This is a genomic window from Spongiibacter sp. UBA1325 (assembly GCF_002306875.1).
In the GTDB taxonomy this organism is placed as follows: Bacteria; Pseudomonadota; Gammaproteobacteria; order Pseudomonadales; family Spongiibacteraceae; genus Spongiibacter; species Spongiibacter marinus.
The window spans coordinates 36844-61332 of record NZ_DBTD01000003.1 but is presented as its reverse complement, the minus strand read 5'-3'; the positions used below and the strand labels follow the sequence as shown (position 1 = coordinate 61332).

40 protein-coding genes are annotated in these 24489 nt (G+C 54.8%); 20 read left to right on the top strand and 20 right to left on the bottom strand.

Going from position 1 to position 24489, the window contains the following annotated elements:
- Window positions 1-48 precede the first annotated feature (48 nt).
- The 13 genes from B3K78_RS01700 to B3K78_RS01640 all read right to left on the bottom strand — a co-directional run bounded on the left by B3K78_RS01700 (window position 49) and on the right by B3K78_RS01640 (window position 10113).
- Entirely contained in the window at window positions 49-801 is a 753-nt protein-coding gene (locus B3K78_RS01700) for a phage tail tube protein (RefSeq protein ID WP_286694077.1), read from the bottom strand.
- Between the two features lie 3 nt (window positions 802-804).
- A complete protein-coding gene (locus tag B3K78_RS01695) occupies window positions 805-1269 on the bottom strand; it encodes a hypothetical protein (protein WP_286694076.1) in 465 nt (154 codons plus the stop codon).
- A gap of 2 nt (window positions 1270-1271) precedes the next feature.
- Window positions 1272-1901, bottom strand: coding sequence for a phage tail protein (locus B3K78_RS01690; RefSeq protein WP_286694075.1), 630 nt, complete (start codon window positions 1899-1901; stop codon window positions 1272-1274).
- A gap of 3 nt (window positions 1902-1904) precedes the next feature.
- Window positions 1905-2219 carry a head-tail joining protein gene (locus tag B3K78_RS01685; RefSeq protein WP_286694074.1) on the bottom strand — a complete coding sequence of 105 codons (315 nt, stop codon included), beginning with the start codon at window positions 2217-2219 and terminating at the stop codon, window positions 1905-1907.
- Window positions 2220-2522 carry a DUF2190 family protein gene (locus B3K78_RS01680; protein WP_286694073.1) on the bottom strand — a complete coding sequence of 101 codons (303 nt, stop codon included), beginning with the start codon at window positions 2520-2522 and terminating at the stop codon, window positions 2220-2222.
- An 84-nt stretch (window positions 2523-2606) separates the two neighbouring features.
- Entirely contained in the window at window positions 2607-4604 is a 1998-nt protein-coding gene (locus B3K78_RS01675; protein ID WP_286694072.1) for a ClpP-like prohead protease/major capsid protein fusion protein, read from the bottom strand.
- Entirely contained in the window at window positions 4540-6081 is a 1542-nt protein-coding gene (locus tag B3K78_RS01670) for a phage portal protein (RefSeq protein WP_286694071.1), read from the bottom strand. The genes B3K78_RS01675 and B3K78_RS01670 overlap by 65 nt, the downstream gene beginning before the upstream one ends.
- Complete coding sequence (locus tag B3K78_RS01665; protein ID WP_286694070.1) at window positions 6081-6281, bottom strand: DUF6148 family protein; 201 nt, start codon at window positions 6279-6281, stop codon at window positions 6081-6083. The genes B3K78_RS01670 and B3K78_RS01665 overlap by 1 nt, the downstream gene beginning before the upstream one ends.
- Complete coding sequence (locus B3K78_RS01660; RefSeq protein WP_286694069.1) at window positions 6281-8284, bottom strand: phage terminase large subunit family protein; 2004 nt, start codon at window positions 8282-8284, stop codon at window positions 6281-6283. Before B3K78_RS01660 ends, B3K78_RS01665 begins: the two co-directional genes overlap by 1 nt.
- A complete protein-coding gene (locus B3K78_RS01655) occupies window positions 8256-8762 on the bottom strand; it encodes a terminase small subunit (RefSeq protein WP_286694068.1) in 507 nt (168 codons plus the stop codon). The genes B3K78_RS01660 and B3K78_RS01655 overlap by 29 nt, the downstream gene beginning before the upstream one ends.
- Before the next feature lie 168 nt (window positions 8763-8930).
- Window positions 8931-9254, bottom strand: a complete 324-nt coding sequence (locus tag B3K78_RS01650; RefSeq protein ID WP_286694067.1) for a hypothetical protein — start codon at window positions 9252-9254, stop codon at window positions 8931-8933.
- Window positions 9254-9649: a 3TM-type holin gene (locus tag B3K78_RS01645; protein ID WP_286694066.1), complete on the bottom strand. Its 396-nt coding sequence runs from the start codon at window positions 9647-9649 to the stop codon at window positions 9254-9256. The genes B3K78_RS01650 and B3K78_RS01645 overlap by 1 nt, the downstream gene beginning before the upstream one ends.
- Entirely contained in the window at window positions 9646-10113 is a 468-nt protein-coding gene (locus tag B3K78_RS01640) for a DUF5675 family protein (RefSeq protein ID WP_286694065.1), read from the bottom strand. Before B3K78_RS01640 ends, B3K78_RS01645 begins: the two co-directional genes overlap by 4 nt.
- Window positions 10114-10329: 216 nt before the next feature.
- On the opposite strand from B3K78_RS01640, the gene B3K78_RS01635 reads away from it, so the two are divergent.
- Together B3K78_RS01635 and B3K78_RS01630 are read left to right on the top strand one after the other, a co-directional pair.
- Window positions 10330-11517: an HNH endonuclease gene (locus tag B3K78_RS01635; RefSeq protein ID WP_286694064.1), complete on the top strand. Its 1188-nt coding sequence runs from the start codon at window positions 10330-10332 to the stop codon at window positions 11515-11517.
- 8 nt (window positions 11518-11525) lie between these two features.
- Window positions 11526-11912, top strand: a complete 387-nt coding sequence (locus tag B3K78_RS01630) for a hypothetical protein (RefSeq protein WP_286694063.1) — start codon at window positions 11526-11528, stop codon at window positions 11910-11912.
- A 101-nt stretch (window positions 11913-12013) separates the two neighbouring features.
- Here the strand turns inward: B3K78_RS01630 and B3K78_RS01625 are convergent, their stop codons facing one another.
- From B3K78_RS01625 to B3K78_RS01595, 7 genes are all read right to left on the bottom strand, one after another.
- The gene (locus tag B3K78_RS01625; protein ID WP_286694062.1) at window positions 12014-12625 is read right to left on the bottom strand and encodes a hypothetical protein; all 612 of its coding nucleotides are present in this window, start codon (window positions 12623-12625) and stop codon (window positions 12014-12016) included.
- A 23-nt stretch (window positions 12626-12648) separates the two neighbouring features.
- Window positions 12649-13065: a hypothetical protein gene (locus B3K78_RS01620; protein WP_286694061.1), complete on the bottom strand. Its 417-nt coding sequence runs from the start codon at window positions 13063-13065 to the stop codon at window positions 12649-12651.
- A complete protein-coding gene (locus tag B3K78_RS01615) occupies window positions 13062-13385 on the bottom strand; it encodes a Ref family recombination enhancement nuclease (protein WP_286694060.1) in 324 nt (107 codons plus the stop codon). The genes B3K78_RS01620 and B3K78_RS01615 overlap by 4 nt, the downstream gene beginning before the upstream one ends.
- Entirely contained in the window at window positions 13382-14011 is a 630-nt protein-coding gene (locus tag B3K78_RS01610; RefSeq protein ID WP_286694059.1) for a DUF3310 domain-containing protein, read from the bottom strand. The genes B3K78_RS01615 and B3K78_RS01610 overlap by 4 nt, the downstream gene beginning before the upstream one ends.
- Window positions 13998-14228 carry a hypothetical protein gene (locus B3K78_RS01605; RefSeq protein WP_286694058.1) on the bottom strand — a complete coding sequence of 77 codons (231 nt, stop codon included), beginning with the start codon at window positions 14226-14228 and terminating at the stop codon, window positions 13998-14000. Before B3K78_RS01605 ends, B3K78_RS01610 begins: the two co-directional genes overlap by 14 nt.
- Entirely contained in the window at window positions 14215-15078 is an 864-nt protein-coding gene (locus tag B3K78_RS01600) for a DnaT-like ssDNA-binding domain-containing protein (protein WP_286694057.1), read from the bottom strand. The genes B3K78_RS01605 and B3K78_RS01600 overlap by 14 nt, the downstream gene beginning before the upstream one ends.
- A 99-nt stretch (window positions 15079-15177) precedes the next feature.
- The gene (locus tag B3K78_RS01595; protein ID WP_286694056.1) at window positions 15178-15420 is read right to left on the bottom strand and encodes a transcriptional regulator; all 243 of its coding nucleotides are present in this window, start codon (window positions 15418-15420) and stop codon (window positions 15178-15180) included.
- Window positions 15421-15504: 84 nt separating this feature from the next.
- Here B3K78_RS01595 and B3K78_RS01590 point away from each other — a divergent pair, with 84 nt between their 5' ends.
- The 18 genes from B3K78_RS01590 to B3K78_RS01505 all read left to right on the top strand — a co-directional run bounded on the left by B3K78_RS01590 (window position 15505) and on the right by B3K78_RS01505 (window position 24437).
- Entirely contained in the window at window positions 15505-15855 is a 351-nt protein-coding gene (locus B3K78_RS01590; RefSeq protein ID WP_286694055.1) for a hypothetical protein, read from the top strand.
- A 390-nt stretch (window positions 15856-16245) separates the two neighbouring features.
- Window positions 16246-16479 carry a hypothetical protein gene (locus B3K78_RS01585; RefSeq protein ID WP_286694054.1) on the top strand — a complete coding sequence of 78 codons (234 nt, stop codon included), beginning with the start codon at window positions 16246-16248 and terminating at the stop codon, window positions 16477-16479.
- A 24-nt stretch (window positions 16480-16503) separates the two neighbouring features.
- On the top strand, window positions 16504-17028 hold the full coding sequence (locus B3K78_RS01580; RefSeq protein ID WP_286694053.1) for a hypothetical protein: 525 nt from the start codon (window positions 16504-16506) through the stop codon (window positions 17026-17028).
- A gap of 31 nt (window positions 17029-17059) precedes the next feature.
- Window positions 17060-17569, top strand: a complete 510-nt coding sequence (locus B3K78_RS01575; protein WP_286694052.1) for a DUF4124 domain-containing protein — start codon at window positions 17060-17062, stop codon at window positions 17567-17569.
- A gap of 119 nt (window positions 17570-17688) precedes the next feature.
- On the top strand, window positions 17689-18132 hold the full coding sequence (locus B3K78_RS01570; RefSeq protein WP_286694051.1) for a type II toxin-antitoxin system RelE family toxin: 444 nt from the start codon (window positions 17689-17691) through the stop codon (window positions 18130-18132).
- The gene (relB, locus tag B3K78_RS01565; protein ID WP_286694050.1) at window positions 18068-18556 is read left to right on the top strand and encodes a type II toxin-antitoxin system RelB family anti-toxin; all 489 of its coding nucleotides are present in this window, start codon (window positions 18068-18070) and stop codon (window positions 18554-18556) included. Before B3K78_RS01570 ends, relB begins: the two co-directional genes overlap by 65 nt.
- Window positions 18557-18582: 26 nt before the next feature.
- Window positions 18583-18990, top strand: coding sequence for a DUF6941 family protein (locus B3K78_RS01560; protein ID WP_286694049.1), 408 nt, complete (start codon window positions 18583-18585; stop codon window positions 18988-18990).
- Between the two features lie 753 nt (window positions 18991-19743).
- The gene (locus tag B3K78_RS01555; RefSeq protein ID WP_286694048.1) at window positions 19744-20166 is read left to right on the top strand and encodes a helix-turn-helix domain-containing protein; all 423 of its coding nucleotides are present in this window, start codon (window positions 19744-19746) and stop codon (window positions 20164-20166) included.
- Window positions 20166-20357 carry a hypothetical protein gene (locus tag B3K78_RS01550; RefSeq protein ID WP_286694047.1) on the top strand — a complete coding sequence of 64 codons (192 nt, stop codon included), beginning with the start codon at window positions 20166-20168 and terminating at the stop codon, window positions 20355-20357. Before B3K78_RS01555 ends, B3K78_RS01550 begins: the two co-directional genes overlap by 1 nt.
- Before the next feature lie 52 nt (window positions 20358-20409).
- Window positions 20410-20616: a hypothetical protein gene (locus tag B3K78_RS01545; RefSeq protein ID WP_286694046.1), complete on the top strand. Its 207-nt coding sequence runs from the start codon at window positions 20410-20412 to the stop codon at window positions 20614-20616.
- The gene (gene rdgC, locus B3K78_RS01540; RefSeq protein ID WP_286694045.1) at window positions 20613-21776 is read left to right on the top strand and encodes a recombination-associated protein RdgC; all 1164 of its coding nucleotides are present in this window, start codon (window positions 20613-20615) and stop codon (window positions 21774-21776) included. Before B3K78_RS01545 ends, rdgC begins: the two co-directional genes overlap by 4 nt.
- A complete protein-coding gene (locus tag B3K78_RS01535) occupies window positions 21773-21943 on the top strand; it encodes a hypothetical protein (protein WP_286694044.1) in 171 nt (56 codons plus the stop codon). Before rdgC ends, B3K78_RS01535 begins: the two co-directional genes overlap by 4 nt.
- A gap of 284 nt (window positions 21944-22227) precedes the next feature.
- Entirely contained in the window at window positions 22228-22407 is a 180-nt protein-coding gene (locus B3K78_RS01530) for a hypothetical protein (RefSeq protein ID WP_286694043.1), read from the top strand.
- On the top strand, window positions 22407-22757 hold the full coding sequence (locus B3K78_RS01525) for a hypothetical protein (protein ID WP_286694042.1): 351 nt from the start codon (window positions 22407-22409) through the stop codon (window positions 22755-22757). The genes B3K78_RS01530 and B3K78_RS01525 overlap by 1 nt, the downstream gene beginning before the upstream one ends.
- A gap of 84 nt (window positions 22758-22841) precedes the next feature.
- The gene (locus B3K78_RS01520; protein WP_286694041.1) at window positions 22842-23072 is read left to right on the top strand and encodes a hypothetical protein; all 231 of its coding nucleotides are present in this window, start codon (window positions 22842-22844) and stop codon (window positions 23070-23072) included.
- Window positions 23069-23683 carry an HNH endonuclease signature motif containing protein gene (locus B3K78_RS01515; RefSeq protein ID WP_286694040.1) on the top strand — a complete coding sequence of 205 codons (615 nt, stop codon included), beginning with the start codon at window positions 23069-23071 and terminating at the stop codon, window positions 23681-23683. The genes B3K78_RS01520 and B3K78_RS01515 overlap by 4 nt, the downstream gene beginning before the upstream one ends.
- Entirely contained in the window at window positions 23680-24315 is a 636-nt protein-coding gene (locus tag B3K78_RS01510; protein ID WP_286694039.1) for an ASCH domain-containing protein, read from the top strand. Before B3K78_RS01515 ends, B3K78_RS01510 begins: the two co-directional genes overlap by 4 nt.
- A complete protein-coding gene (locus B3K78_RS01505) occupies window positions 24312-24437 on the top strand; it encodes a hypothetical protein (RefSeq protein WP_286694038.1) in 126 nt (41 codons plus the stop codon). Before B3K78_RS01510 ends, B3K78_RS01505 begins: the two co-directional genes overlap by 4 nt.
- Window positions 24438-24489: the final 52 nt, after the last annotated feature.

Sequence of the window (24489 nt, the reverse complement as noted above, 5' to 3'; positions counted from 1 at the left end):
AAACGGGTGGAAGCGCCCAGCATTAATGCGCTGGACGGATTTGACCGACTACTCGTCGGCGAAGGTCACCTTGAAGTATTGCGATACGCCAGCGCCGCTTTTAGTGCTGTCTACAAGCACCGAGCCTTCCAGCGGGAGTTCGCCAAAGTCTTCGCCAATGAAGCCCAGCCCCGAGGTGGGAGACCACTTTACGCGGTGCACCCGGATAATTACCGCCTTGTCTGTCTCCGCCTCGTTGAGTCCGTCGAAGATCAGCTCATACTCGTCGCCCGAGCCGGTCATAGCCTCGATAGCGTTACCGGTGACCTTGGTATAGGCCACAGCAATCTCATCACCATCCAGGTAATTTTCAGAATCCAACATGACGATCCCGGCACCGGTAACCTGGTAGTCGACTCCTTCTGCCAGGACTTCAGGCGTACCGTCCGGATCATGGGTAACCGTGATTGTTTCGCCTTTATCGGGCACATGGTCAAACGCGACCAAGCCGTCAGCGTATGCCTCATGTCGTTCGTCCGTAACTGCTGCCGCGACAATGGCCGCAACGGTACCGCGCAGGGCGATTTGGAGGTTTTTGGGGCGGAATTCGAGCATTGTCATTGCCAGGCCAACGGTTGCGATACGCTGGATCTCGTTCGCCACACCACCGCCAGGCACTTGATAGTTGGGCTGCGAGACCGAGTTGGTCTCAACGCTGAGAGTCAATGCAGAGCAGTTACCAATGGGCATGGCGCCGCCGCCGGAAGTAGAGCGCAGGTAGATTTTGCCTTTGCCCATATAGCTGTATGTCTGTAGAGCCATGGTTTACGCCTCGTGTTTTTCATTAAAGGAGATCCCCACGGGCACAGCCGCGAGGGTGTGGGGGGAATCGGCGGCAATGGCAAACTCGGCCACGCCGAACTCGGGAGCTCGCACGCCTGGGATCAGCTTCTTCTCCGCGTCCCAATTGAGCGCAAACGCTCGGCGGATATCGGCAAGACAATCTTTAAGGACATCAGCGGGATGTTCCGCGTCGTCGGTAATAACGACTATTCGGTAGTTGTCAGTGATCTTTAAGCTGAAGCCTGTGCCCCCAACACTGGCTACGGCCTCGGTGTCGGGCTGAATAGCAACGAGGGGGAACGTCACGTCCTGCGCATCAATCGCATGCGCATACCAGCCACGATGCACGCTCTGGCCGCAATCGGTGAGATAACCGGCGCTTTTTCGAATGGACGCGAGTGATCGCTCAATTGCCTTGGCAACCGAGGTCGAAACTGATTCCGTCATGGTTAGAAAATCCGGGTGAAGGTATCTTGAAAATCCGACGCTACGGCCTGTACTGCCTCGGCATAAATGTCGCCGCGCACATTCTTCCAGGCCGAGCCGACACTGGGGCCGTAAACCACTTTCCAGTCGTCACGGCCTTTGCCGGTGCGAATAGCCATCGCGACATTGCCGTTTTCCAGGGAGTTGCCCGCCTTCAGGTAAACGATAAAGCCCCCTGCCCAGCGTGTTGCCGTGCCGCCGCGCTGAACACTGAATGGCTTGATGCCAGCGGCTTTTTGCCCTCTGGCAATGCGCCGGCGGCGGTCGCCCTTTAGCTTTCGCACCGGGCTTTTGGCAGCCACGGTGGCGATCTTGGCACCACCGTAGGTTCTGAGTGTGGTCGGTCTGGCCCGACCAGTGATGACCACTCGCAGGTCACCAGGCGAAGCTAGACGCGTAATCTGAAGATTCTTTTCAATGTAGCCTCGCTCAAGGTTCAGTTCTGAGTGGATCTGGTCGATGCCTCTCTGGCGTGCGAGCTCACCACCCTTGTTCAACGCCGTTACGAGCGAGCGCTCTGATTTTTCGGGAGCTTTGCGAATCTTGTCGGCAAACTGCGACAACAACGCGGAGGCGTCCAGCAAGTCGGCCATGCTTTAAACCTCGCTGGCCACCCAGCGCATAACCTCGCCGCGAATGTCGATCGGCTCAAGCAACCGGAAGGTTTCGGCCGTTTCGTCGTCAAGCACCAGCGTGCCGCGACCAACGCCGCCAACTTCCGACCGGAACAGTTCTATCTCGATCCGGGTGTCTGTAACTACGCCATAGTCGTCAACGACCTCGGCGCCTTTATCAATGATGGCGCCAACGCCGGGGATCGCCCCGGCGCTGGGCGGAGTAACGGTTACCGTGGAACCAAAAACACCGCGGGCCATTACCGTCATGGCTGCTTTAAGTGATTTAAACGACATTTAGCCGATCTTCACCTGAGCCAAACCATTGGCGTGGCCGGTAACAGCAACGCCAATTCGCACACCCGCATCGATTGGCAACAGCTCGCCGGTGTTCCACTCAACCACATCGCCAGCGGCAACAGTGGCATCTGCTGGCAACTCGAACACGCCTTCAGTGATGATCGTTACTTCAGCACCGGTAAGCGCGCCATTGACGGCAACGCCGAACAAGCCATCACCAAGCAAAACACCTTCGCCAGCAACAACATCAGCGGGCGCGGTGACGGTAATCGCTTCGCCCTTTTGCACATAATTTTTCATCTCGAATCCTCGCGATTTCTGAGATAGGAAACGACCGCCCCCGCCAGTGGCGGGAGCAAATCAGTGAGTAGGCATTAAGCCCGGTTAGGGAGTGATGGTTGCCCGGTGGATGGTGCGGAAAGACATCGGGGCCACGCCCGCATCGATGCGGACTTTGTGGGTAATGCCGTCCACTTCAAAGCCACCCTGCTGATCCAGGAATGGCTCTTTGTTGCCGTCCAGGTAAGCCACCTCGATTGTGTCGTACATGCCCGGGCTGGCCACGCCGTAGATTTTGTCGGTGCTGTCGTCATCCAGGCGCGCCTCGCCAATAACTTCCATTGAGTTGCGAATGGGGTTTGGCACTCGATCATTGGCGTAGGCTGGATCAAACTCAGCCGCCAACAGTGCCTTGGCTGTCGACTCCCGGGCGATGGGAGTAAGCAGGTACGCAGGCCGGATTCCCAGCGAGGCGCCGCCCTCTTTCTGCGTGCCCATGGCGACCTTCATTGCATCCAGCGCCGGCACTGTAAGTGCGTCTGGCGTGCTGGTGTTGGCGTGATCCGCGTGATATAGCGCCTTGTTGTCGCCCATCTTCGGCCCCGAGATCAAGGCGGCATAAACGGCATCGCCAATGGTGCGGCGTGCTGCGCGACCGAACATACGAGGGATACGGTCGAATACACCCAGGTCGTCATTAATGATGGCCTGCCGAGTGATGGAGAACAGGTTGCCGTAGGTGACCAGCATGATCTTTTCAGCTCGATCGTTGGTGGTCACGTATTTAAACTCGGCACCCTCTGCCACTTTTCCAAGCGAGGGGAAACGAGACAGATCAACCCGACTCGATTCACGGAAGTCGGTCAGAATCCCTTCGCTGGTCCATTTCTCGAAAGTTTCCTCCACCTCCTCATAGCCGCGCAGCATGGATTTGTGGGCCACATCCGACAGCGCGATAGAGAAGTCGCCAGTTGAGTGAGTGAACGCGTTCGCCACCAAAATGCGGCGGTCAGTCATGCTGGCCACGCCCACGCCATTGTCGATAAGTGAAGCGCGAGCCAGCTCAATAAGGGTCATACCGCCATAGCGGTTGCCGTTCTCGATTTCTGCGACACCTACCCGGGCAGACAACGCATTACGGATAGAGTCTCGCACCAGGGCGCCATTGCCCACATGAATCTGCGCGGCAGAGGGCTGGCTGGGCTCGCGGCCTTTGCCCATTTCGTCCAGCAGAGCAGCGCGGGCCTGTTCCACGGTACAGGTCATATCGTCGAGGCAGCGGTCACGCAGGTCTGGATAGTCGAAGTTTTCAAACGCGGCGCGAACTTCGGTGCGGCGCTGGGTTTCAGCGGCCTGGAAATCAGCCACCGTGGGAGCGTGTGCGGGTGGAGCCGCGGGAGCTTGTTTACCGTCTCCGGGCTTTTTGTCGGTAACCTTGTCGGTCATAGCGGTGAACCTCGTCATCAGATTGGAGTTAAAAGACGCCGCGGCCATGACAGGCTCGGCTAGAGAGTCGGCGAACCCTTTCTCGACAGCCTCAACGCCATTCAGCCACGTTTCCGCAGCTATAATTTCGGTGAGTTCGTCGTCGGGCAGCCCGGTTTTGTTGCGGTAGGCCGCAAGCAAACTGGTCTCGAACTTGTCGAGAAGATCTGCATCCTCGCGGAGCTTGTCCGCGTTGCCTCGCACATCGTTCCAAGGCTTGTGAATCATCAAATAAGCGTTTTCCGGCATCGTTATTGTGTCGCCAGCCATGGCGACCACCGATGCTATTGAGAGAGCAACGCCATCGATATGCACATGTACCTTTGCAGGGTGGGCACGCAGCATGTTGTAAATGGCAAAACCTTCAAAGATCGAACCACCGGGAGAATGAATCGATAGATTGATCTCACTTACGCCTCGGTACTGATCCAAGACATTCTTGAAGTCACTGGCGTAAATGCCACAGAAGCCAATCTCGTCGCAGATAGCAATGTCCAGCGAGTCGTTGGCCGCAGCTCGCATGGAGAACCACGACCCTTGTTCAACCGAGCGGTCACTCTTCTTGCTGTTCCCCATCATCGCCAGCACTACCGGGACTGCCTGGTGTCGTTTCGCCATCGTTTTCACCTTTGGAGTAATATTTGTGGTAAGCATCGGAGTCGAACACCAGACCGTGTTCGCGGTTCTCCGCGACTTCCTGACGCCGTTGTTTCTTGACCTCCGCAATGTTGCCGCCGCGGGCACGAGCAACCTCTGCCTCGGTGGCAAATCCATCGGCGACCAGCCCTCTCCATGCTTCGCCTTCTTTCTTGGGATCGATCCATGGCATAACTGGACCGATGTAAACCGCGTTGAAAAGAGTGCGCTTGTCGACGCCAGCAGGAATTCGGATTTTTCCGGCAGCAATGGCCACCTCTAGCCAGCGCCGGTAAACCCGGCGGGCGTATTGATCGATAAAGGTGTTTTGCAGGACCTCAAAACCGGACTGCGACTCGACCAGCTCTTGGCGCTGCGCCGAATAAGTGCCGTTGTAATCCCTGGCCAGTGATGAATAGCTGGTGCGGGTACCGGCAGCCACAGCCCGCAACATGGCGTTGCGGAAGCCCTCAAGCAGGGCTGAGGGCCGATTACTCTCGATGGTGCCAACGTCCTCGCCCGGTGCTAGCCCGTCGAACACCATGCCGGGACCAAACGGAATGCTGCGCTCTCCGGTTTTCTGGTCCGTGTCAGTGTTGGGCGCATACAGCCCCGGGTCACCCTTTTTGATGTAAAACGCCAGCGCCGCGGCGATGCGGGCCGCCACGCGCTCGGATTCTTCGTAATCCTTGATATCTGCCAAGCGGATCATTACCGGCGCCAGCAGCGACACACCACGCACTTGACCAATGCGCTTGCGGGTGGCGATGTGGATCATGTCGTCGGCTTTGACGAATTTGGTGTCAGCCTTGAACGAAATAGAATCTGCCGGGTGCTTTTTGAATACGTGGTAGCCCTTTACCCTGCCCCACTCATTTCGCTCTACGCCTTGGGTAATGCCCTTGGCCGCGTCATCCTCGTGCGGTAGGTAATCGGGCTCCAGCAGCTCGAGCGCAAATGGCACATCGGTCAGGTGGGTGTAACTGGGCACGTTCCCGGCAATGAAGCTGGCCAGGGCCTCGCCGTCACGCAACCAAGTTCTGGCCACCAGTCTCTCTACTTCGGGCCGGGAGAGCATTCCCGATGCCTCTGGCCGCAGGCTCCATTCGCCCCAAGCAGCTTTAATTTGTGCCGCTAGATCGGTGGCGACCTCCCCAGCTGTCAGCAGCGGCAATGGCTCAATGCCAATACCTTTGGCGCCAACAACACGCTCCTCGAGCTTGTCGAAAAGGCCGGTAACTATGTCGTGATTCTCGTCCAATGCCCGGGCTTGATCCCGCAGGGATTTGGCTGAGGCCTTTATCGCGGCGTTCGCTGAACGGCGCTCGGCCTTGGCCTTGTGGGTGCGGGATGGGTGAGCGGCCTCATAGGCGCGGATTGCCAGGCGAGCAGCCACGCGGCTAGCGACCATGCCGGGAAACAGCGGTGCCAGTGCCCGGTCAATCCAGTTCATGGTCATTAATAAAATCTCGCGAATCCGTAAGGCCGGGCCGCCTGGCTACCAACGCGGCGCTCCCACTCCCGGCGGCCGCGCTGGATCTCGCCGAGGTTTTCCCGGGTGTAGGTCTTGCCATTCCAGGTAATGGATTTGCCCTCAAGTAGGGCCAGCTCGGCCTCCATGTACTTGTCGAGCATTTGTTGTGCTGTCGGTGTTGGCATTAGGTGAGCCATCCTCCGCCTGAGTTTTTGATGCCAAGCCAATCGCTACCGTCCCCACCCTTCTTGCGGGAGTCGTCGTCTTTGCTGGTTGGTTTGGAGTCGGGCTTCTCCGGCGGCTGCCTGGGAGGCGGTGCATCGAGGGAGAACCCAAATCGTTGTTGCGATATGCGCAGGGCTGCGAGGGCACCAACGCAGCAGTCCAAGGCCTCGTTTCTTCGGCCCATCGAATCCCATCGGTAGACGCGCTGGCCGTTCTGCACCTTCGTGCGCTTAACCTCTGCAGTTAGCTGCTTGACCTCGTCCTGGTCGCAGATCTCGGAATTGGCAGGCAGATGGATACAGCCCGGTACCGGTTCGCCCGGCTCTGGCTGAATCCGCAACCTTGAATAAATCAGCTCTTTGGCGTTGTCTGTCCCGACCATCGTCAGAAATACGCCCTTGCGGTTGCGCGACTTTGGGAAGTCTGCGATAGGCTTGCCGTACTGACTGGCGCCCTTAGTCGGGATGATCGTGAAGATCCCGAGCTTTTTGGACATTGAATACACCTCGTCGGTGTAATGCCCCCCGGAATCCCAGGTCCATCGAGTGACACCAATCGGACTGTTATCTTCTCGGGTGTAGTGCTTCCGGATGCGCTCTTCGACTTTCTTCTTCAGCTCCTCGCCGGCCGGGTCACCAAACAAAATAAAGCGGTCAACCAGCCAGCTTTCCTCACCTGGTCCGTAGGCCCAGACCCTGCCTTCGTAGCGGTCATCTTGGGTATCGATTCCACCAAACAGGGCAACGGCTCTATCTGGCACCTGAGGAAATACCTCGCGCCGGTTGTAGAGCTGTTCCCACTCTAGGCCTTCGCCGGTCTCGTCCTCCCAGGTCTCGCCCAGAGTAGTGTTGACGAACGTTTTTAGTTTGCTGGCGTCACCTTTGGCCTTGAGGAAATCCTCGACGATTCGGGCCCAGGTGGTGAATGGGCTGTAGGCCGTCCAGACGTGGAAGGTGATATTTGATGGGGTGCCGGTTGGCGCGCCGTCCGCAGCGTAAAAGTCGATGCCGTTGCGGGTATAAACGCCGGTGTTATCGCACACCCAGCGCCCTTGATGGGCTGAGTGAACACGACCGGCATCGTTGAGCTCGTGCTGTTTGATAACACAGGCGCCAGCGCGGCAAAGGTAAAAGGCGGTGGCCGCCTTGGCCTCGATGCCTTTTAGCGTGTTGTCCCACTTTATGCCGAAGTTGCAGTCATTGCCGCCCCACTCCAGGATCTGCTCAGATCCGCAGTGCGGGCAAGGAACCCGGAACCGGAAGTAATATTCCGACTCGCTAGCGGCTTTCTCGATCTGGCATTCCCCACGAATTTTCGGGGTAGAGCCTCGGATAGATTTTCCGAAAGTCGAGCCCTCCAAGCGCTTGTCGCCGAGCGTGGTCGGGGACCCTTCTTTCTCGATATCCGAATCGAAGGCAGCGAGCTCGTCATAGATCACCACATCGACCGACTTCTCCCGGTAGTTCCGAGCCGCCTTGCCGCCGTGGATAAACAACTGCTTGCCGTTGGAAAACCGCTTCTTGTCCAGGGTGTTATCCCGGTGCTTCATGCCGCACCAGGGCGCCAGCTCGCGAAGCGCCGGCACATCTCGGATTGCGGTATCAACGTGCGTTTTGGAAAAATTCTCGGCGTCGGTGTCGGTCGGTGAAAACGACAGCACGTTCCGGCGCTTGTGCTCCAGGTAGTAGGCAATCGCTGCCAGGAGCATTTTGGTATATCCCAGGCGCGCACTTTTTACGACATTCACCACCCGGACCGCGTCCGAGCCCATGGCGTTCAAGATTGCCACCTGGAAATGCAGCGTCGACCAATGACCCTCGTGGTATGACGATTCGCTGGACAGGTAGAAATTTTCGTCAGCCCAGTCAGCGGCAGTTTTCGGCTCTGGCCGCACCAACGCAGCCAGACCTTGGCGCGAGGCCTTCTGAAAATTCCTAATCTGTTTCGGACAGGGACTCGACATATTCCTCGACCAACTCGGGCAGGAGTTCGTCGACTTGCGCGGCTGTGTTGCGTGCCTTGGCGATTTCTCGCGTCAGCGCATCGATGTGCCTTGGCTCCAGATCCGGATGGGCCCGCCGCATGGATAACGGCAGCGTGTCCAAAATGGTCGCAATCTGGGCGGCAATCCGGGACAGAGCGAAGGTCGCGAAATCCGTCGAAATCAGTCGCCCCTCCTTTTCCTCGTTCTTTAACTCCTGAGAGATCCGCCGGGCCTTGGTGAGCTTGTACTCCTCCTCCAGCCGCCCTTGCGTAACCTGCCGCGCAGTTTCCGCCTCGTCGTCATCGAGGTTTCCAATGATTTCACTGGCGCCTCGCTTTTCGACCCAAGCCCGGAAGACGTCTTCAAGGTTGTAAAACACCTCCCGGCCAACCTTCCCGGCAGGCCGAAGCCCCCATTTGCCGAGGGCTTGAGGGGTGATCGCTAAAGCCTCAAGCACAACCTTCTTCGGCACCGTCCCAGGGGGTGGCTGCCGCTTACGGTCGCTCGACATATAAATAGAAACCCGGCCAAAAAATTTTCATACATAGTGCGAGCCCGAGCCTCCGCGCCCCCGTATGCCTTCCCCCGTCGGGAGGACCCGCGGCCCGCCCCGGCTGGGCAGCCGTTACCGCTGGCGGAGCTCGCGCAGGATCTCGTTCACACCCTGTCGCAATTGCTGGACTTGCTCCGCTTGGTTTTCCTGGTTGGTTTTTATCGTGGCAACATCCACCTTGATATCCTGAACGTCGTCGCTGATCTCAGTCTGCTTACCATTGAGGGCCAGCACATTTTGCTCAACACCGCGAATCGCTGCAGCGTTACGCTCATCACTTGAGGCCAGGGCGTTGTAGGCAACCCCAAAGGCGAAGGCCGCGGTGATCGCAACCAGCACAGTTTCCAAGCTGAACAGTCGTGCAAGAAATCGTGTATCTGGAGATCTGTCACTCACTACTTAGCCCTGCCTTTGACTTTTTCGATAGTGCGGTACGCCCCAAGCCCAAGCATGGCAATGACTAGCTCCATCAGGCTCTCCATTGGCAGTTGAGGCCCCGGCTTTCCGGTTGCCCACTGAAGAAGCGGATTAATCACAAACGGAAAAAACAACGCTACACCACTGACCCAACCAAGGAATGGACGCCATCCAGCAACAAATAAGCTACGGTGCCCCGCTTCGATCTTGTTGATCTCCGCCTGCAACACCTGCGGCTGCATGGCGATTTTCTGAAGCACAGCTTCGGCCTGCAGCCGCTCATCATCACTCGTGAAGACCTGGTCGATGACGTTCCCGAGCGCCTCGATTGGCTGCGACGCACCACCTCCGATCAACTTAGATATAACGCTCATGCGGCAGCAGCCTCCAAATCATCATCCACAAACTCAATACTCAGCACCCCCGCTAGGGCGGCGCCAATCACCCGCTCATATAAACGACGGTAGGCGCTCGGGCTATCAACCAGACGCATAGCTCCGTGGGTAGTAATCACATCATCCCCCACCAGCAGGCAGCCCGACGTGTGCTCATCTGTCACACCGCAATGGATCAGGATCCATCCAAAACCCGGCACATCGAGCACATGCAACATGCCGCGATGAATATCAGCAAAGACATTGCGAGAATAGCGCTCGTGCAAGCTCCCCGCCGTATGCACTCCAACCTGATAGATACCGGCCGGTATCCGGGTCTCCCCTGCCACCTTCATGCGGCGCGGCTCATCCTCCAGCCCGTAGCACAAGCGTTCACCATCAACGCTAACTACAGAGGCCGTAGAGTCACCGTCAGACAGCACTCTTTGCACCGTGATTCGCATAACACCACCAGAGGGAAAAGTGCCCTTGTGGGCAAGAGAAGAGAGCCTGAGGGCGCAATCATAGGACACAAAAAAACCCGCTCGCGGCGGGTTTAGGTAATTTCGTGAGATTAATTAAAACTGGAAGATTCGAACCCGTCTATGGAAAACTGGCAATATCTGCCTGAGAAGCTAATCGATACCAAAAATTCTAACATCCCAAATCGAGGTGATTAAGTGATCGATAGAGCCCCCCCTCAATGTATGCTTTGTGAGGTGCATATTTCGCCAGAGATAGATTCACAAGAACACATAATCCCAAATGCCATTGGCGGTAGAAAGACCACTTCGGGCTTTCTTTGCGCAAAGTGTAATGCGTCATCAGGCGATACATGGGAGGCTGCGCTCGCACGTCAACTAAATGCCTTAAGTCTAATTTTCAGGATAAACAGGCAACGAGGAAAGGTACCATCGCAAAATTTTCAGACCTCTGGCGGTAAAGCCCTTACTCTCAATGCTGACGGGACACTTTCCATACCAAGGCCGATTTTCAGAAGAGAAGAAGATAAAGTAGGCATTAAATTCGATATCTCAGCACGAGATATGAGAGAAGCAAGGAAAATGTTGCGAGGTCTGGCCCGAAAATACTCACAACTGGACATTGAAGAATGCCTCCAGGGGGCAAAGAATACCTCCAAATACCCTGATGATCCGATTATTGTTGATATATCATTTGGCGGAACTGAGGAGGGCCGGTCACTAGTAAAATCAGTAGTCGCATTGCTATCGGCAAATGAGGTCAATCCCAGACACGCAGACCTTGCGATCAAGTTTTTGACTGGAGATACCGATGATCCTTGCTATGGGTTCTATTATGAGAAAGATCTGGTAAAAAACCGGCCTGAAGGGGTTCCTTTTCACTGTATTCACGTAACTGGTTGTCCCGAGAACGGCCTTATTAGGGCCTACTTAGAGTATTTTGGGGTGATGCGTGTAGTTATGTGCCTATCGTCAACTTATGCTGGCGATGCATTTTCCGCGACATATTCTCTTGATCCTACCACCGGGAAAGAACTCAATTTAGTCATTGATTTAAATTTAACTTCTCGTGAAATTGACGATGCTTACGAGGGCAAGAAATGGAGTGATGCTGAGATTAAAGATGCGTTGGTAGCTGTTATTCATCCGGCTATGGTCGCTCAGCATGAGCTGGAAAAAGAGAGAGTCATATCTGAGGCAGTAGCCTATGCGTTTGCTAATAGCGGGGCAAAGGAAGGTGATCAACTAACAGATGAACAGCTTAATCGCCTGATCGGCTTGTTATGGGAAAAGATTCAACCGATGCTCTTAAGACAGATAAGCACGAATCACCATCGCCGACAAGCAACCATAAGTAAGGCTAAGCCTGAAATAAAATACCAGTAGGCATATCCATGCACGAATCGCCAATCCACAACAAAATACTCTTCATAGGCGTCTTCTTGTCGGCTTTGATTTGGCTGATTGGGGCTGCATATTTCAGCTATCAAGAATCCAAACTACGAGATCAAGTAAACGACTGCGAAATGCAAAGCGGCGGACGCTTCAACGGCGTGCCTATCTGCAGCCCTCTCGATCTTTTTCTGGATGAGAAAGAATCCGAGCCATACATCGGCATTCAAGCTGAAATAGTATCAACACAAAAGGTGATATGGGGCATCAAAGAACCAGTTACGTTGGCTGTCATACTTGTTCTGTCCGTCTCATCAATCCCTTGGGTTTGGTACTTTTTATTAGGTCGGATACGCGAACTTAGCAAAGCAGTTAGAGGAAAGCAGTGATTTATAGAATATGGGATAGGGCTATTTTACTTCGCATAGTTTGGCATACGTGAAGTGAGTAAACTTGGGCGCTAGGGTTACTAGGTAGCATTTCGTCTCAACTACATCTCCAATCCGCGCTTCTCACACTCAGCCACCCACGCCGCTATGGCTGGCTTTAGTAATTCCCGAAGCTTGCGGTTCACCTCATCCCACGCCTTACGTTCCTTGGCATCCGGCCAGGTGTCCTTCGAGTGACCAAACAGCTCACGCACATGTGGCTTCGGCCCCTGACGGCTCTCATCCCACCCCCGGAGCTCAAAGTTCAGCATCGCCGCAGCACGCGCCTTCGGCACCGTCTCGCGATAGGAATCAAGAACCGGGTTAATGATCGAAAATATCTGCCAAACACTCGGGCTGGAGCTGCAGCGTCCTCGAATTTGGTCGGGGAATGGGGCTGGCAGATCGTTGATCACCTGAACATATCGGGCCTTCATAAAGTCGACCTCGTCCAGCGGAATGTCACTACCACTCCCCTTGCGCGTCGCGACCGCATGAACACAATGCTCGCCAGACTTACCCCACCACGATGCATTACGGACGCCAGCTTTGGGCTTTGTGTTGATCCAGTCCGCTAGACCATTGCTACCTCCCCGCTCTGTCACGCTGAGTACAAACCGGAGAAAGCCGAGGTATTCGCTGTAGTCGGTATCGAGTTTCTTTACAGTGCTCATGCCACCCTCGCCATTCAGTCCCATCACAGGGCCAACCACCCAAAATAAGCTGCCGACCGCGTATCTTCATTACTCCGGCCAGTCCACCCCGTCACCTTCTCAAACATCGACTTGTGCTTTGCCCAGTTCCCTTTCTGCGGCCGCTGGAATACCACATCTGCACCGTAATGCTTCAGGAGCCGAACCAGTTCCTCCTGCGCCTGCTGTACCCGGCCAACCTGCATCGCAATCTTGCTCTGCGCCGACACACTGGCATGGCGGTTCCGGGCGTATACAAACTTGTTGACCAGCACATCCTCGATGCTGTAACGCGCGCCCTCGGTGTGACGCTCAATAATCTCGATCGCCGTCAACATCTCCAAAGCCACCAGCTTGCCGTCCTGGTAGATCGCCACGCCATGCTTGTTCGCATCCGGATCAATCCCCACTACTACCGTCACACCAGATACCCCCGCAAAACCATTTCTTCTACCAATGCCTGCGTGATCTCCAGTAGATCAAGTTCAGGCATAAATTCAGCCTCAAACACCTTCTTGCCATCGGCCCGGCTTACCCAGGCTTTACCGGGAAGGCGGTGATGACAGGGACAAAGCGGCAAGGTAAGCAAATGCGCATTCGGCTTAACCTTCCCTTCCAGGTGATGCACTTCGGCGGGGGTGTACACTTTCTTGTAAAGACGGCAAACAATGCAGCCCACCTGCACCATGCGATCCATCCACAAGCGCTCTTCGCGTGTCGGCGCCCGACCGACAAGCGTCATGCCCGAGCCTCTGCCCGAAGAAATGCCAACGTCTTGCCCAGGCGTTCCAGAGCGTATTCCTGATAAGCCTCGTCCAACAGCGCCGGATTCCGCAGCGTTGAGTCGTAGTCCTCCAGGCGGTTGATCGCCACATAGATCGCCTGCTGCGCTCGCAGCGTCGCATTGTCAGCAACCGCAACGGCCGGGAGGCCATCATCACCCTGCTTACTCATCACCGCATCAATCATCAAATTGATCGTTCTGATCGCCTGCAGCAGCGCCCGCTCACTCTCACAGTGACATACCAGACTAATCACCATGCTGGCGGCGTCATCCAGGCCGTTTTCACGACAGAAGGTCTCTGGGGTGATTACCCACTCGAAGTCAGCACAGGCGACCCGCGGCGCCGCAAAGGCCGACGGCCCGAAATACGCGTCAATCATCAGCTGGATGAAATGCCGGCACTTCTTCAAATCCTTGACCCCGTCCTTGCTCTGCCAGCGAAAAACGTACTTGAGCACCGCGCTCTCTGCGCCGGGCAACTGATTCGCCATCCAAAAATGCGCTGGCTGAATTTTCGCTCCCTTGTAGTGACCACCGCCTACCTGATCACCCCACGCGCCCTCAATCTGCTTACAAGCCGCCACAGCCTACCTCCACCAAATCAGTTTCCACCCCCGTCGTCCTAGTTGCTCCCCACGCCAGCAAGCCATCTCGCTCAGCCGCCGCAATCCAGTCGCGTACTCGCAATACCGAAACACCCATGTGTATTGCCGCAATGCTGAGTGCCGAATCGCCCATCACCGCCAGCAGCTCCATCAAGCGAGCCATGTGGCCAGGCGTCATCCGCTCAGGAATCAACATGGGCGCCCCCGGCCTGCCGTGCCGCATAGGTCTCACCAAACGCAGACGGGGTTCCCCGCTGCACCTCACGACGCTTCCGCTTGGCCTCGTACTCAATCAGCGAACTGGCGAGCTTGTGTTCCCACTGCTCCTGCCGAAACACGCGGCCATCAGCCACCCAGAACCCGACGAACTCATGTAGCGCTTCCAGCGAAAACATCTCGCGAGTGATTCCGCGCAGGGTCATCAGCTCCTCGAACCGATTGATCTCGGGCATCCAGTCCGGATGCATCGCAAACGCCTCGCGCGGCAATGTTGTTGATGCTGGGGTTTTACTGGAGAGTTCCTTGGAGAGTTCTTTGGAGAGATAGACTGAACGTCGTTCAGTGCCTCGTGCATGAGGTTCAGTGCCTCGTGCATGAGGTTCAGTGCCTCGTTTTTGGTACTGAACGTCGTTCAGTGCCTCATTTTCTTGGCCCTGGAGGCCCCGAACTGCTTGGGTTTCAGGAGCTTGCGAACAAGGCACTGAATCAGGTTCAGTGCCTTCAGAATTTTGCGCATCAGATTCAGCTACTGAATCAGGTTCAGTGCCTGGCTTATCTGGAAAAGCGATACGATAAGAATTCCTGGCCCAGTCCCTGCCGCGCTTTTTCTCTTTGTGGGAGGTAATAAACCCAGCCTCACGTGCCTTCTCGATGTGCGTACACACCGCCCGCTCGCTCAACCCGGCTTTCTCAGAAATCGTCAGCGTGGAAGGGAACGCCCCACCCCCGTGATCATCCATGTAGGTTGAGATAACCAGCAGCACCAGCTTCGTGGTCGAGGCCAGATCTGAATCCAATATCGCGCTGCGCCAGGTGAAAAACTTCACAGCAACCCCCTTATCTCACTTATTTCGGGTGCCTGTATGTGTATACATGTCCAATCGGGCAACTTACCCACCCCCGCCGTTTCAGGTTCAATACAACTGTCAAGCAGCCGTACCGGTTTTGTTTGATGGATCGCCGAAGATATCGGGGCGCAGCTGCTCACGAGTGATTTGCCCGTCAGACAACAACTCAATGTCACGGCACATGGAGATCGGCATCTTTCTGCGATCGCTTGCAATCTGGCTAATCATCGAGGGATGGACTCCAAGCTTGTCAGCAAGGGCTCGCTGGGATCCAAACCAACGTATGGCAAGCCAAATGGGATGTTCGATGTCTGATTTCATGATGAAAGATTAGCAAACGCTATCGAGCGAGGTCAATAGCATATGTCAATGTACTGTTTGCTATCGGCACTGGACAATTAAGCTATGGATGACGATCAAGTAGACAAGCTCATTGCGAAGATACAGGCGACAAGACTGTCGAACCTGGAGCAACTTATTGGCGAGAGGACTAACGCTGATTACGCGCGCGAGCATGGCTTAGACGCAAGCTACATATCCCAGCTGAGAAACAGGCATCGCACATTCGGAGAAAAAGCTGCTCGGAAAATAGAGCTATATTGCGGGCTGCCCATCGGGGCCTTGGATGTAAATCCTGAGCTGGACATAGACTCAATGTCAGAAACAGCGATCGTCAGCATGGTGGAAGCTTCTCTGGACTGGATGTCGCCGGAGGGGAAAACTGACCTGTTGCGGAAGGTGTCGAGGAGCATTTAAGCCTCTCAGAGAAATAGGCGAGCACCAAGCGGTCTCTGAAAGAAAGTCCCGCAACTGCCTCTGCAATAGTCTTCTTGTTTTCCATAACCGCGCCCACTCTCGACGGTTTCCGCAGATTGCTTGTTTGTATCGCCGAGGCCAAAAAGAATACTGTATAAGCATACAGCAAGACAAGGGCACCCAACCAACAAAGCACTTGATAGATGGAGGGTATCAGCAAAGCCATAACACAGCAACTCATTGTTTTATAAGGTTAATTTTTTGCCGATGGCAAGTTTTTCCCGGACTATAAGGAAATTAGGGAACGAGGAATGGAATCAGTAGGCACCTGTAGCACCCTCCCCCAGAAGACCATGCGAACCTTCTCGGCCTTGCTCCTTTGCACCGGCAATGGATTTAGCCAGTGCGAAGCTGGTCGCCAGGCAGATCTCAAAAATAAGTACGCAACACAACGACGAGGCAGTCATGACCGATAAAAAGAAAGATGGCAATAGGCAGCAAAGTGGCGACAAGGCGAGCAACCGCGGTAGGGATCGCGCCTCCGTCAGAGATTTGAATAAATCCGTCCAGGGGATTACGCTTGATTCCGCCCCTCCCGCGAATCCGCCAAAAAAGGGCAAATGACCCAACTCCCCATCAGGTGAGACTATGCCCAACCCATGTGAGAACACAGTAGAGCACCTCACTCAAAGCCTGTTCAATATTCGAGTGGGAATCCGATACCACATGCGACGACAAGCTTTTTACTCGCTGTGGCATCGATTAACAGGCGTAATGTCTCTCGTATTCGGCTCCGCAGCCTTCGCGGCATTGATGGGCCAGTACGCTCAATTTTCAATATGGTTGTCCGCCGCAATCGTGCTGGTTCAAGCACTCGATCTGATTTTTGAGACAGCCAAATCCAGTATTCTGCACGAAAGCCTAAGGCAGAAGTACATCTCGCTAGAGGCAAAAATACTGCACAAGCAGGGCCTCACCGAGGATGAGTTCAGCGCCATCCAACAAGACATTAAACACCTAGAAATTGAAGAACCACCCATAAAGCATTGGTTATTAAAAGAGTGCGTGAACGCGGCTCTTCGTGTGTCTGGCTACGATCAAGCCGATCCCGATGAGGCCAAGCTTTTTCAGCAGCTAAATACCTTCCAACGCACCTTTAAGCATTTGTATTAGACCTCAGCATTACCGGTTACAAGGATGTTCAATGCGTTATCTGATTGCAGCCCACATTTTCCTGATCGCCCTCGCCACCCCTGCCTATACGGCTGAGATCTACAAATGCATAGATGCAAACGGTCGCCCCATCTTTAGCCAAATGCCCTGTGGCCGCGATGCAGAGAAAACCACCATTACCCCTCCTGATGAGATCGGCTCAGTCTCAACAGACCGCAACAGCCTTCAAGCGCTCAAGCAGAGTAACAGACTGCGAGATATCGAGCGCGATATCGCAGCAGAGAATCGGCGTATACGAAGCCTGCAACGCCGCATGGATATCGAACTTGAAAAACTACGGCAGAAAAAAAACCTAGCCAAGAACAACCTCGCCGGCGCTCAGTGGGAACAGAGCATTTCCGCCGAAATGAGTAGTGTTGTCGAGCGATACAATGCCAAGATTAGTGCAGCAAACCTTGGTGTAAGTCGTCTTGAGGGCGAAAGAGACAGGCTTATAAGGGCGAATAAAGACCCCCACAAAGGCACCAGCCCTGCAAAATAATCGGCGTCGAACCGAGTTCAGCAAGATGAAATTGAGAAAGGAATCACTATATGCATAAGCGAAACCACCAACCCTTGTACATTTGTACACGTATTGCGCAACATATCTAAATAGATATAATGGCGACATTCGAATTCACCCCAAGCGCCGCGAATGATTTGGCGGCGCTCGCAGAAAGCGATCACGAAGTTGCAGCTGAGATAGCGTTTGTTCTCCAAGAAATGGCCGACAACCCTGAGCTAAGGGATAGGTTACTTGAGGAGAAGTGGCGTGAGGATGAGTATGACATCCAGCGGTGGCTAGCCGCTAGAGACGCTAGCCTTGATATTTTCAGGCTCAAAGTTTGGTTGCCGCCGGAACGATTGAACGGTCTCGAAGATCCAATATACAAGAGGTTGAGTAAATACAGGATAGTGTACTCACTGATTCCGGCCTCTCAATTTGTAGCGCGGCCGTATACGTTAGTACTGGCCTGTGTCCACAGGAGGGAGTTTGACTATGGAGATGACCGAGAAAATGGAATTGCGCAAAGAATACTTGAAGAACTCAAGGATATTCTCTGACCAGAACGGCCTCAGGCTTTTAGTTGACCGCGAAGAGGTTGTAATTAAAAGCAACATACGCCATGTCGATTTTGAAGGCTTCGTAAAAGGCCATGCAAATTGCACCAGCGTATCGAGTGTTATTGAAAAAATTGCCTCAAAAAATACAAAATTTAAAGATAGCCTGATCAACGCCAGAAAAAAGAGTCTTAACACTTATTTCCGCGGTGAAACTGGGTTGAAGCGACTTCGCCTGCAGGCTGGCCTGTCACAGGCGGAACTAGCAGAGGCATGCCAGACCACACAGCCTTATATCGCGCGCTACGAATCCGGAGGGGCTGAGCCAGGACTTTCTCGTGCTGTAAAAATGGCTGCCGTCCTGAAATGCTCAATAGAAGAACTGAATGAGGCATTCGAGCTAACACGGAAGAGTCAGCAGGGTTAACAACCTCCTGCCAAGCGGAACAATTTATGGAACCATACAAATTTGGCGCAATTTTTTGCGACGAAATACGACATGAAGACAATGGTAAAATTCTAGTCCTAGGCGCATATGGCGACCAGCTGATTTTCCCAAATTTCCCAAACTATATTGGCTCATTCACTGCGCTATTTTATTTTGAGTTCCCCCATGGAGAAGAGCTATCAAGCTTTGAGGTCCAGTTGCTGGTAGATGGTGAGTGCGCCTCAGATTTGGGCGCTGATCTTGAGAGCCGGGGAATAGCGGAACTTAATGCTACTGGTAAAGAGAGTATCCGTGGGAGTATCAAGCTAGTAGAACATGAGTTCACGAAAGACGCAGTTATCGAAATCCAAGCGATAATTGATAATGAGCTAACTATAAAAGGTCCCTCACTACTCGTCACAGCGCGAGATTAGCTCTGCCCCTCCCCCCCAAGCCGCCTTCAGAGGTGGCTTTTTTGTGTCTGCTATACTCTATCAACGTCGTGAACTCAGGAGCGCTGAGCGCCAACCTCCCACGACGTAGGAGCCACCCGCTCCGGGGTCGCCCTGGTAAGGCGGCTTAAGGGCAATCCTCCGAGAAGGAGGCCGATAATCCGAGAAGGACCGGCAGAAGTTGCCTAGCGCAGCGGCACATTCTAGAAACGGCAACTGCAACCGCTCGCAAGGCGGGATATAAAATTGAGCCCAGTAAACTGAGCTCATCCGGATGAGCCCCCACATGAGGCCAAGCCCATGAAGGCCAAGCTCACCATAGAAGTCAAAATTGAGGTTAGCAAAGTGATAGCTGAGCTCACCAAGCTCGCTGTCATTTGCAGCTACCTTTATTGAGACTTCAGAAAGTCCACGGGGCCTGGGGGCACCCAGCCTCGTGGCAATTACTTCCCCCCTACCCAGCAGCACGCTCAACTAAACACCACCTTCAAACGAGGCTTTTTGCCTCAAGTAAAGGCACCTAACAATGCCCTCCCCATCACTTTAGCAACTCCCCGCATAAACTCAGCAAAAATAATAGCATTTGCTATTGACTTGACTCGATAGCATTTGCTAATTTTACTCACACAGAACGACTGTGTTGCTTCAGTCGAGAATTTTCGTTTGCTGAGCGCACAACGATTTCCCCCAAGGTCTTGTACTCGCAGTTTGAGCACCGTTTTGGAGAGATGACGCATGGATGAATTCACAGAAATCACCGGCCCGACGCTTCGAGCCACCCCCGCAGGCCTGCTCACTGCAAAACAGTGCGCAGTGACGCTGTGGTCTGGCGAGGGAAAGACCAATGACGAAATCGCCATGATCCTCGGGATCTCGCCGCGCACAGTGAAAGCCCATCTTCTGGCCTGCTGTGACCGCCTTGGCGCCAACAGCAAGGCCCATATGGTCGCCAAAGCATTTGTCTCTGGCGTACTGCATGGCACTGCTGCGCTGGTGCTGGCCCTCATGCTGGGCGGCACTGGTAGCAACGATGTTCAGAAAATGCGCGGGGGTGGCCGTCGGGTCGCCTCTCGCCGGGGTCGCGAGGATTACTGGGAGCAGGTCGCCCCAGCAAGCTCTGCACCTCATTTACCCAGCTTCAATATGGAGATTGCCTGATGAAAGTAGATATCCCCCGCAGCATTCCTCTGGAAAAGCTTGCCGCCTTTGCCGACTCGGTCGACTGCAAAGTTGTGCGCACCAGTGCCGATGGCCTCGCACTTCGACCCAAGGCATCGAAATGCAAAGTGATAGCTCTGCCCCGGCGTTTGCGGGCACTGCCATCGCCCACCGGCCCCTCTGTGGCTTAACCGTTAACACTGGTCCAAGGACGGGCCACTTCTGCAAAGGAGCCATATAGCAATGAAAGCAGCTGACTTGATTGCACTCTTACAAGAGGTGCCAGCAGAAAGCGAGGTGGATATCTGTGTCGGTGAAGATGGCCGGGGCGATTGGTGCCAAGTTGGTATTCAATACACCGCCACGCGTGCTTTCCAGTACGACCATATCGGCAATCAGACTGAGCACCGAGTCATCATTTCCGAGATCGTTACGGAGACAGCAGAATGATGCAGTTCAAACGCGCTGTCGCACTTACCTTTCCCTCACTGCCATCCATCACCGGTGAAAGTTTGGAACGCTTGGCATTCAAGCCGTGCGGCAAGCAAGAGCTGGCATCGAGCGGCTTTGTCTCCCCCCGGGGGTTTGACAGCTTAGTTGGGCAATCTCCAGATAAGTCTCTGACTATCGTCTGCCTGCAGACCGAAGAGAAGCTGTTGCCACCAACCGTGATCAAACGCGCGCTGGAAGACCGGGTGGCACAAATCAAGCGCAGCGAGGATCGCACACCGAACCGTAAAGAGCGTCAGGAGCTGAAAGAGGAGATCACCTTTGAGTTTCTGCCCCGGGCATTTACTACCCTTCGTCGCACAAACGCCATTATCGACCACACCAATCACCTGATCTTGGTCGATGGCGGGCAAAAGGCGGGGGAAGCCGTCACTGTGGCAATGCGGGAGGCACTGGGTTCACTTCCCGCGCTCCCTATCGCAACCAAACTGGCGCCTCAGCGGGTAATGACCGACTGGCTGCAGAATGGCATGCCTGACCAGATCACCGTGGGCGACTACTGCAAGCTGGAAGAGCTCGCCGACGGCGGCGCCGTACAAACCTGCAAGAACGATGACCCGCAGAGCCCCTTAATTGGCAATGCCCTGGAGGCCGGCCGCCAGGTTGTTGAGCTCGGATTAGAGGTGGATCCCATTGCGTTCATTCTCACCGGCTCTCTGGCCCTACGCGCTATCCGCTTTTCCGACATGGCGGTGGAGTCGGCGCTGGAAGGTATCGAAGATTTTGAGGCGGAAGCACAGGCCGCGCTGCTACTGAACGCCACCGCCTTGGCAGGCGCGTTTAACGCCATTACCGCTGCGCTGGGCGGATTAGAGCAAGCCGAGTTGCCATTGACCACGCCCACCCTCGCCTCTGCCGGGAACTCAACTGAGCGCGCTCCTGAGGCTGAGCCCTCAATTGCCGACATTGATCCACTTTTGGCGGATGCCCGCGATTTAGTAACTAAGGCAAATCGAGCGTCGGTCAGCTTTCTGCAGAGAAGTCTGCGCATCGGCTATAACCGCTCCGCGCACCTGATCGAACTGTTGGAAGCCGAGGGCACAGTCAGCCAAATGGCTGCCAACGGTGCCCGCACCGTTCTTCTGGAGCCTACCGAATGACACCCACTCGCAACGAACAAAAGGAGCTTCTGCGCAAGCAGATCGAGGAGCAGACAACCGACTACCTACGCCGCGGCGGCAAAATCGTTATCGGCAGCTGCCATCAAGCACGTCGCCCAATCGGCAAAGTTAATGCCCAGCTACCGGTACGCCAGGCCTATGTCTAAGCGAACCTGCGAACTCAGAAGCTGCAGCAAGCCATTCGCCCCAGCCCGTGCATGGCAGAAATACTGCTCCAAGGCCTGCAAACAGGCCGCAGAGCGTGCCAAGCAAAAGGAGCAGCAGATAGCAGCCGCATCGGTGGTTAAGGGAAAGAACGCTGCAGCAGTCGCCCTCGGACGTTTGGGCGGGCTGGCAACACAGCAGAAGCGGACGGCAGAGCAGCGCCAGGAATTCGCACGGAAAGGCGGCTTAGCCAGAGCCGCCCAGGCAAAGCAACAAAGGAGGTCTCATGAGAATAACAGCTAAAAGCCCGCGTTATCACACCAGGCGGCTGCGCCAGCAATGGCGAAATAGCCACAAGCAGCACCCCATGCCAGTCTCACAACGCCGCATTGATTGGCTTGTGCTCATGCTGGCGATCATTGCCACCCTCGCCTGCTTTGCTACCGCGCGGAGGATCTTGCCGTGATGTTTGCCAGCTTTGAAACATGGCGTTCAGCGAAGGCTGACGACTTGGCCGCCGACAACCCCCTTCTCTACTGCCCTGAGTGTGAAGGTGAAGGCGAATGTATCAAGGAGTGCGACGAGTGTGGGCACGAAACAGAAAGCGAATGCCAATGCTGCGATGGGCAAGGCAAGGTCCATTTCAACGATTTGGACGCCAAAGCCTGGAGCGGGCTATTCACTCACCACGCCTATTTTAAAGAGCTGGTCGAGGTTTCACACGATCTGTCCAGTCATTGCGGACGCGATTTCTTTGACCTGATGTGCGATGCGGTGAAAGTCAGTGATCGGGCCAGTCTGGGCAGGTTTGCATGAGAAAGACCATCAAGAGTAGTTGGGGCTTCTACCGCCTAGAAGTGGTGACGGAGAACACGGCAATTTTTAAGGGGAAGTAACGCTGTGAAGAACAAACTGACCGACCTGAATAATCATCTGTTTGCCGCTCTCGAGCGCCTGAATGACGAGAGCATAAAAGGCGACGAGCTGGAAGAAGAAATCAGCCGCAGCAAGGCTGTCACCGGCGTTGCCCGAGAGATCATCGCAAATGGAAAGCTGGTGTTAGAAGCGCAGAAGGAATTCGGCGGCATGAATACCGCGCCAGACATGCTGGGGCTGGAGAAAAGGTCATGAGAGGCCAGTGGATTCAATACAGCCCCGAAGAGCTTGAGTTTATCCAAGAGAACTGCACGCTCCCCAGGGCCGAGCGTTATCGGGTGTATCAGGATGAATTCCATCGCCCAGAAGTAAGCCAGGCAAATCTTGACGCCCTGTGTAAGAGGAAGCGTTGGCTAACTGGCCGAACCGGGCAGTTCAAAAAGGGCAACATCCCTCACCCGAGTGCTCGGCCAAGTGGACCGAATGCAACCAGCTTCAAAAAAGGCCATGTACCACCAAATCGCAAGCCACTATGGAGCGAGAGAATCTGCACCAAAGACGGCTACATCCTGATGAAAGTCCCTGAGCGCGACCCGCATACAGGATTCCCCACCAGGTACAAACACAAGCACGTATGGATTTGGGAACAAGAGCACGGCCCAGTCCCTAACGGTATGGTGGTGAGCTTCATTGACGGGGACAAGATGAACTGCAGCCTAGATAACCTCGAGCTGCTACACCGAGGTAACTTGGCGGTGTTTAACAAGCTGGGCGGAAATACGCTCCCTAGCGATACTCGCACCGCCGCCAAGCTGATTGCGAAGGTAAGTACGAAAAGTCGCCAGCGGAAGGAGCACCAGCCATGAAAGAGCGGCCGATTCTATTCAACGGCGAGATGGTGCGGGCCACTCTGTCAGGCCAGAAGACGCAGACTCGGCGGGCCTTATCGCCACAACCCGTCACCGTTCAGCAGGGGCTCATCGGCCCGCTGAACGGGTCCGGTAACCTACTTGTATGCAAGCACGGTCAGCCAGGCGACCGGTTGTGGGTCCGGGAGACTCACGCGATTGTGCCACGCACCGCCTATGCCATGAGCGATGGTGTCGATCAGGTTTTTCGTCCTGGCAACGATCACGATGCTGCGATATTCAAAGCGGGCTGGAAATTATCGCCCCCAGGGCGTTGGCGCCCCTCAATCCACATGCCTCGCTGGGCCAGCCGCATCACTCTGGAAATCACCGGCGTTCGCATCGAGCGGCTACAGGACATTACAGAGGAAGATGCGCGCGCCGAGGGTATCAACTGCTATCCATTCATCCCCGATGATGGCTACCCAGTTTGTAACGGCTATACGCATCTGGATGACGATGGAAAATGCACTCTGTGGCCTACCGCCAAGCGTGCGTTTGAAAATTTGTGGGAATCGATAAACGGGCTTGGATCATGGGAAAAAAACCCGTGGGTTTGGGTTCTTGAGTTCAAGCGGGAGGAATCATGAGCAAAACCTTCGCAAAAGCCAGCTGCTACCCCCTGCACTGGCACGACGCCGCCAACGACGGAATGGTGGTTAGTGCAGAGCATGTCCGAAAACTATGGACGGTGTTGGAAGAAATTCAGTAGCCGTTGAACCGAAATATGCAGCGGTTTATCCGCTGCCATGAATTGTTATACG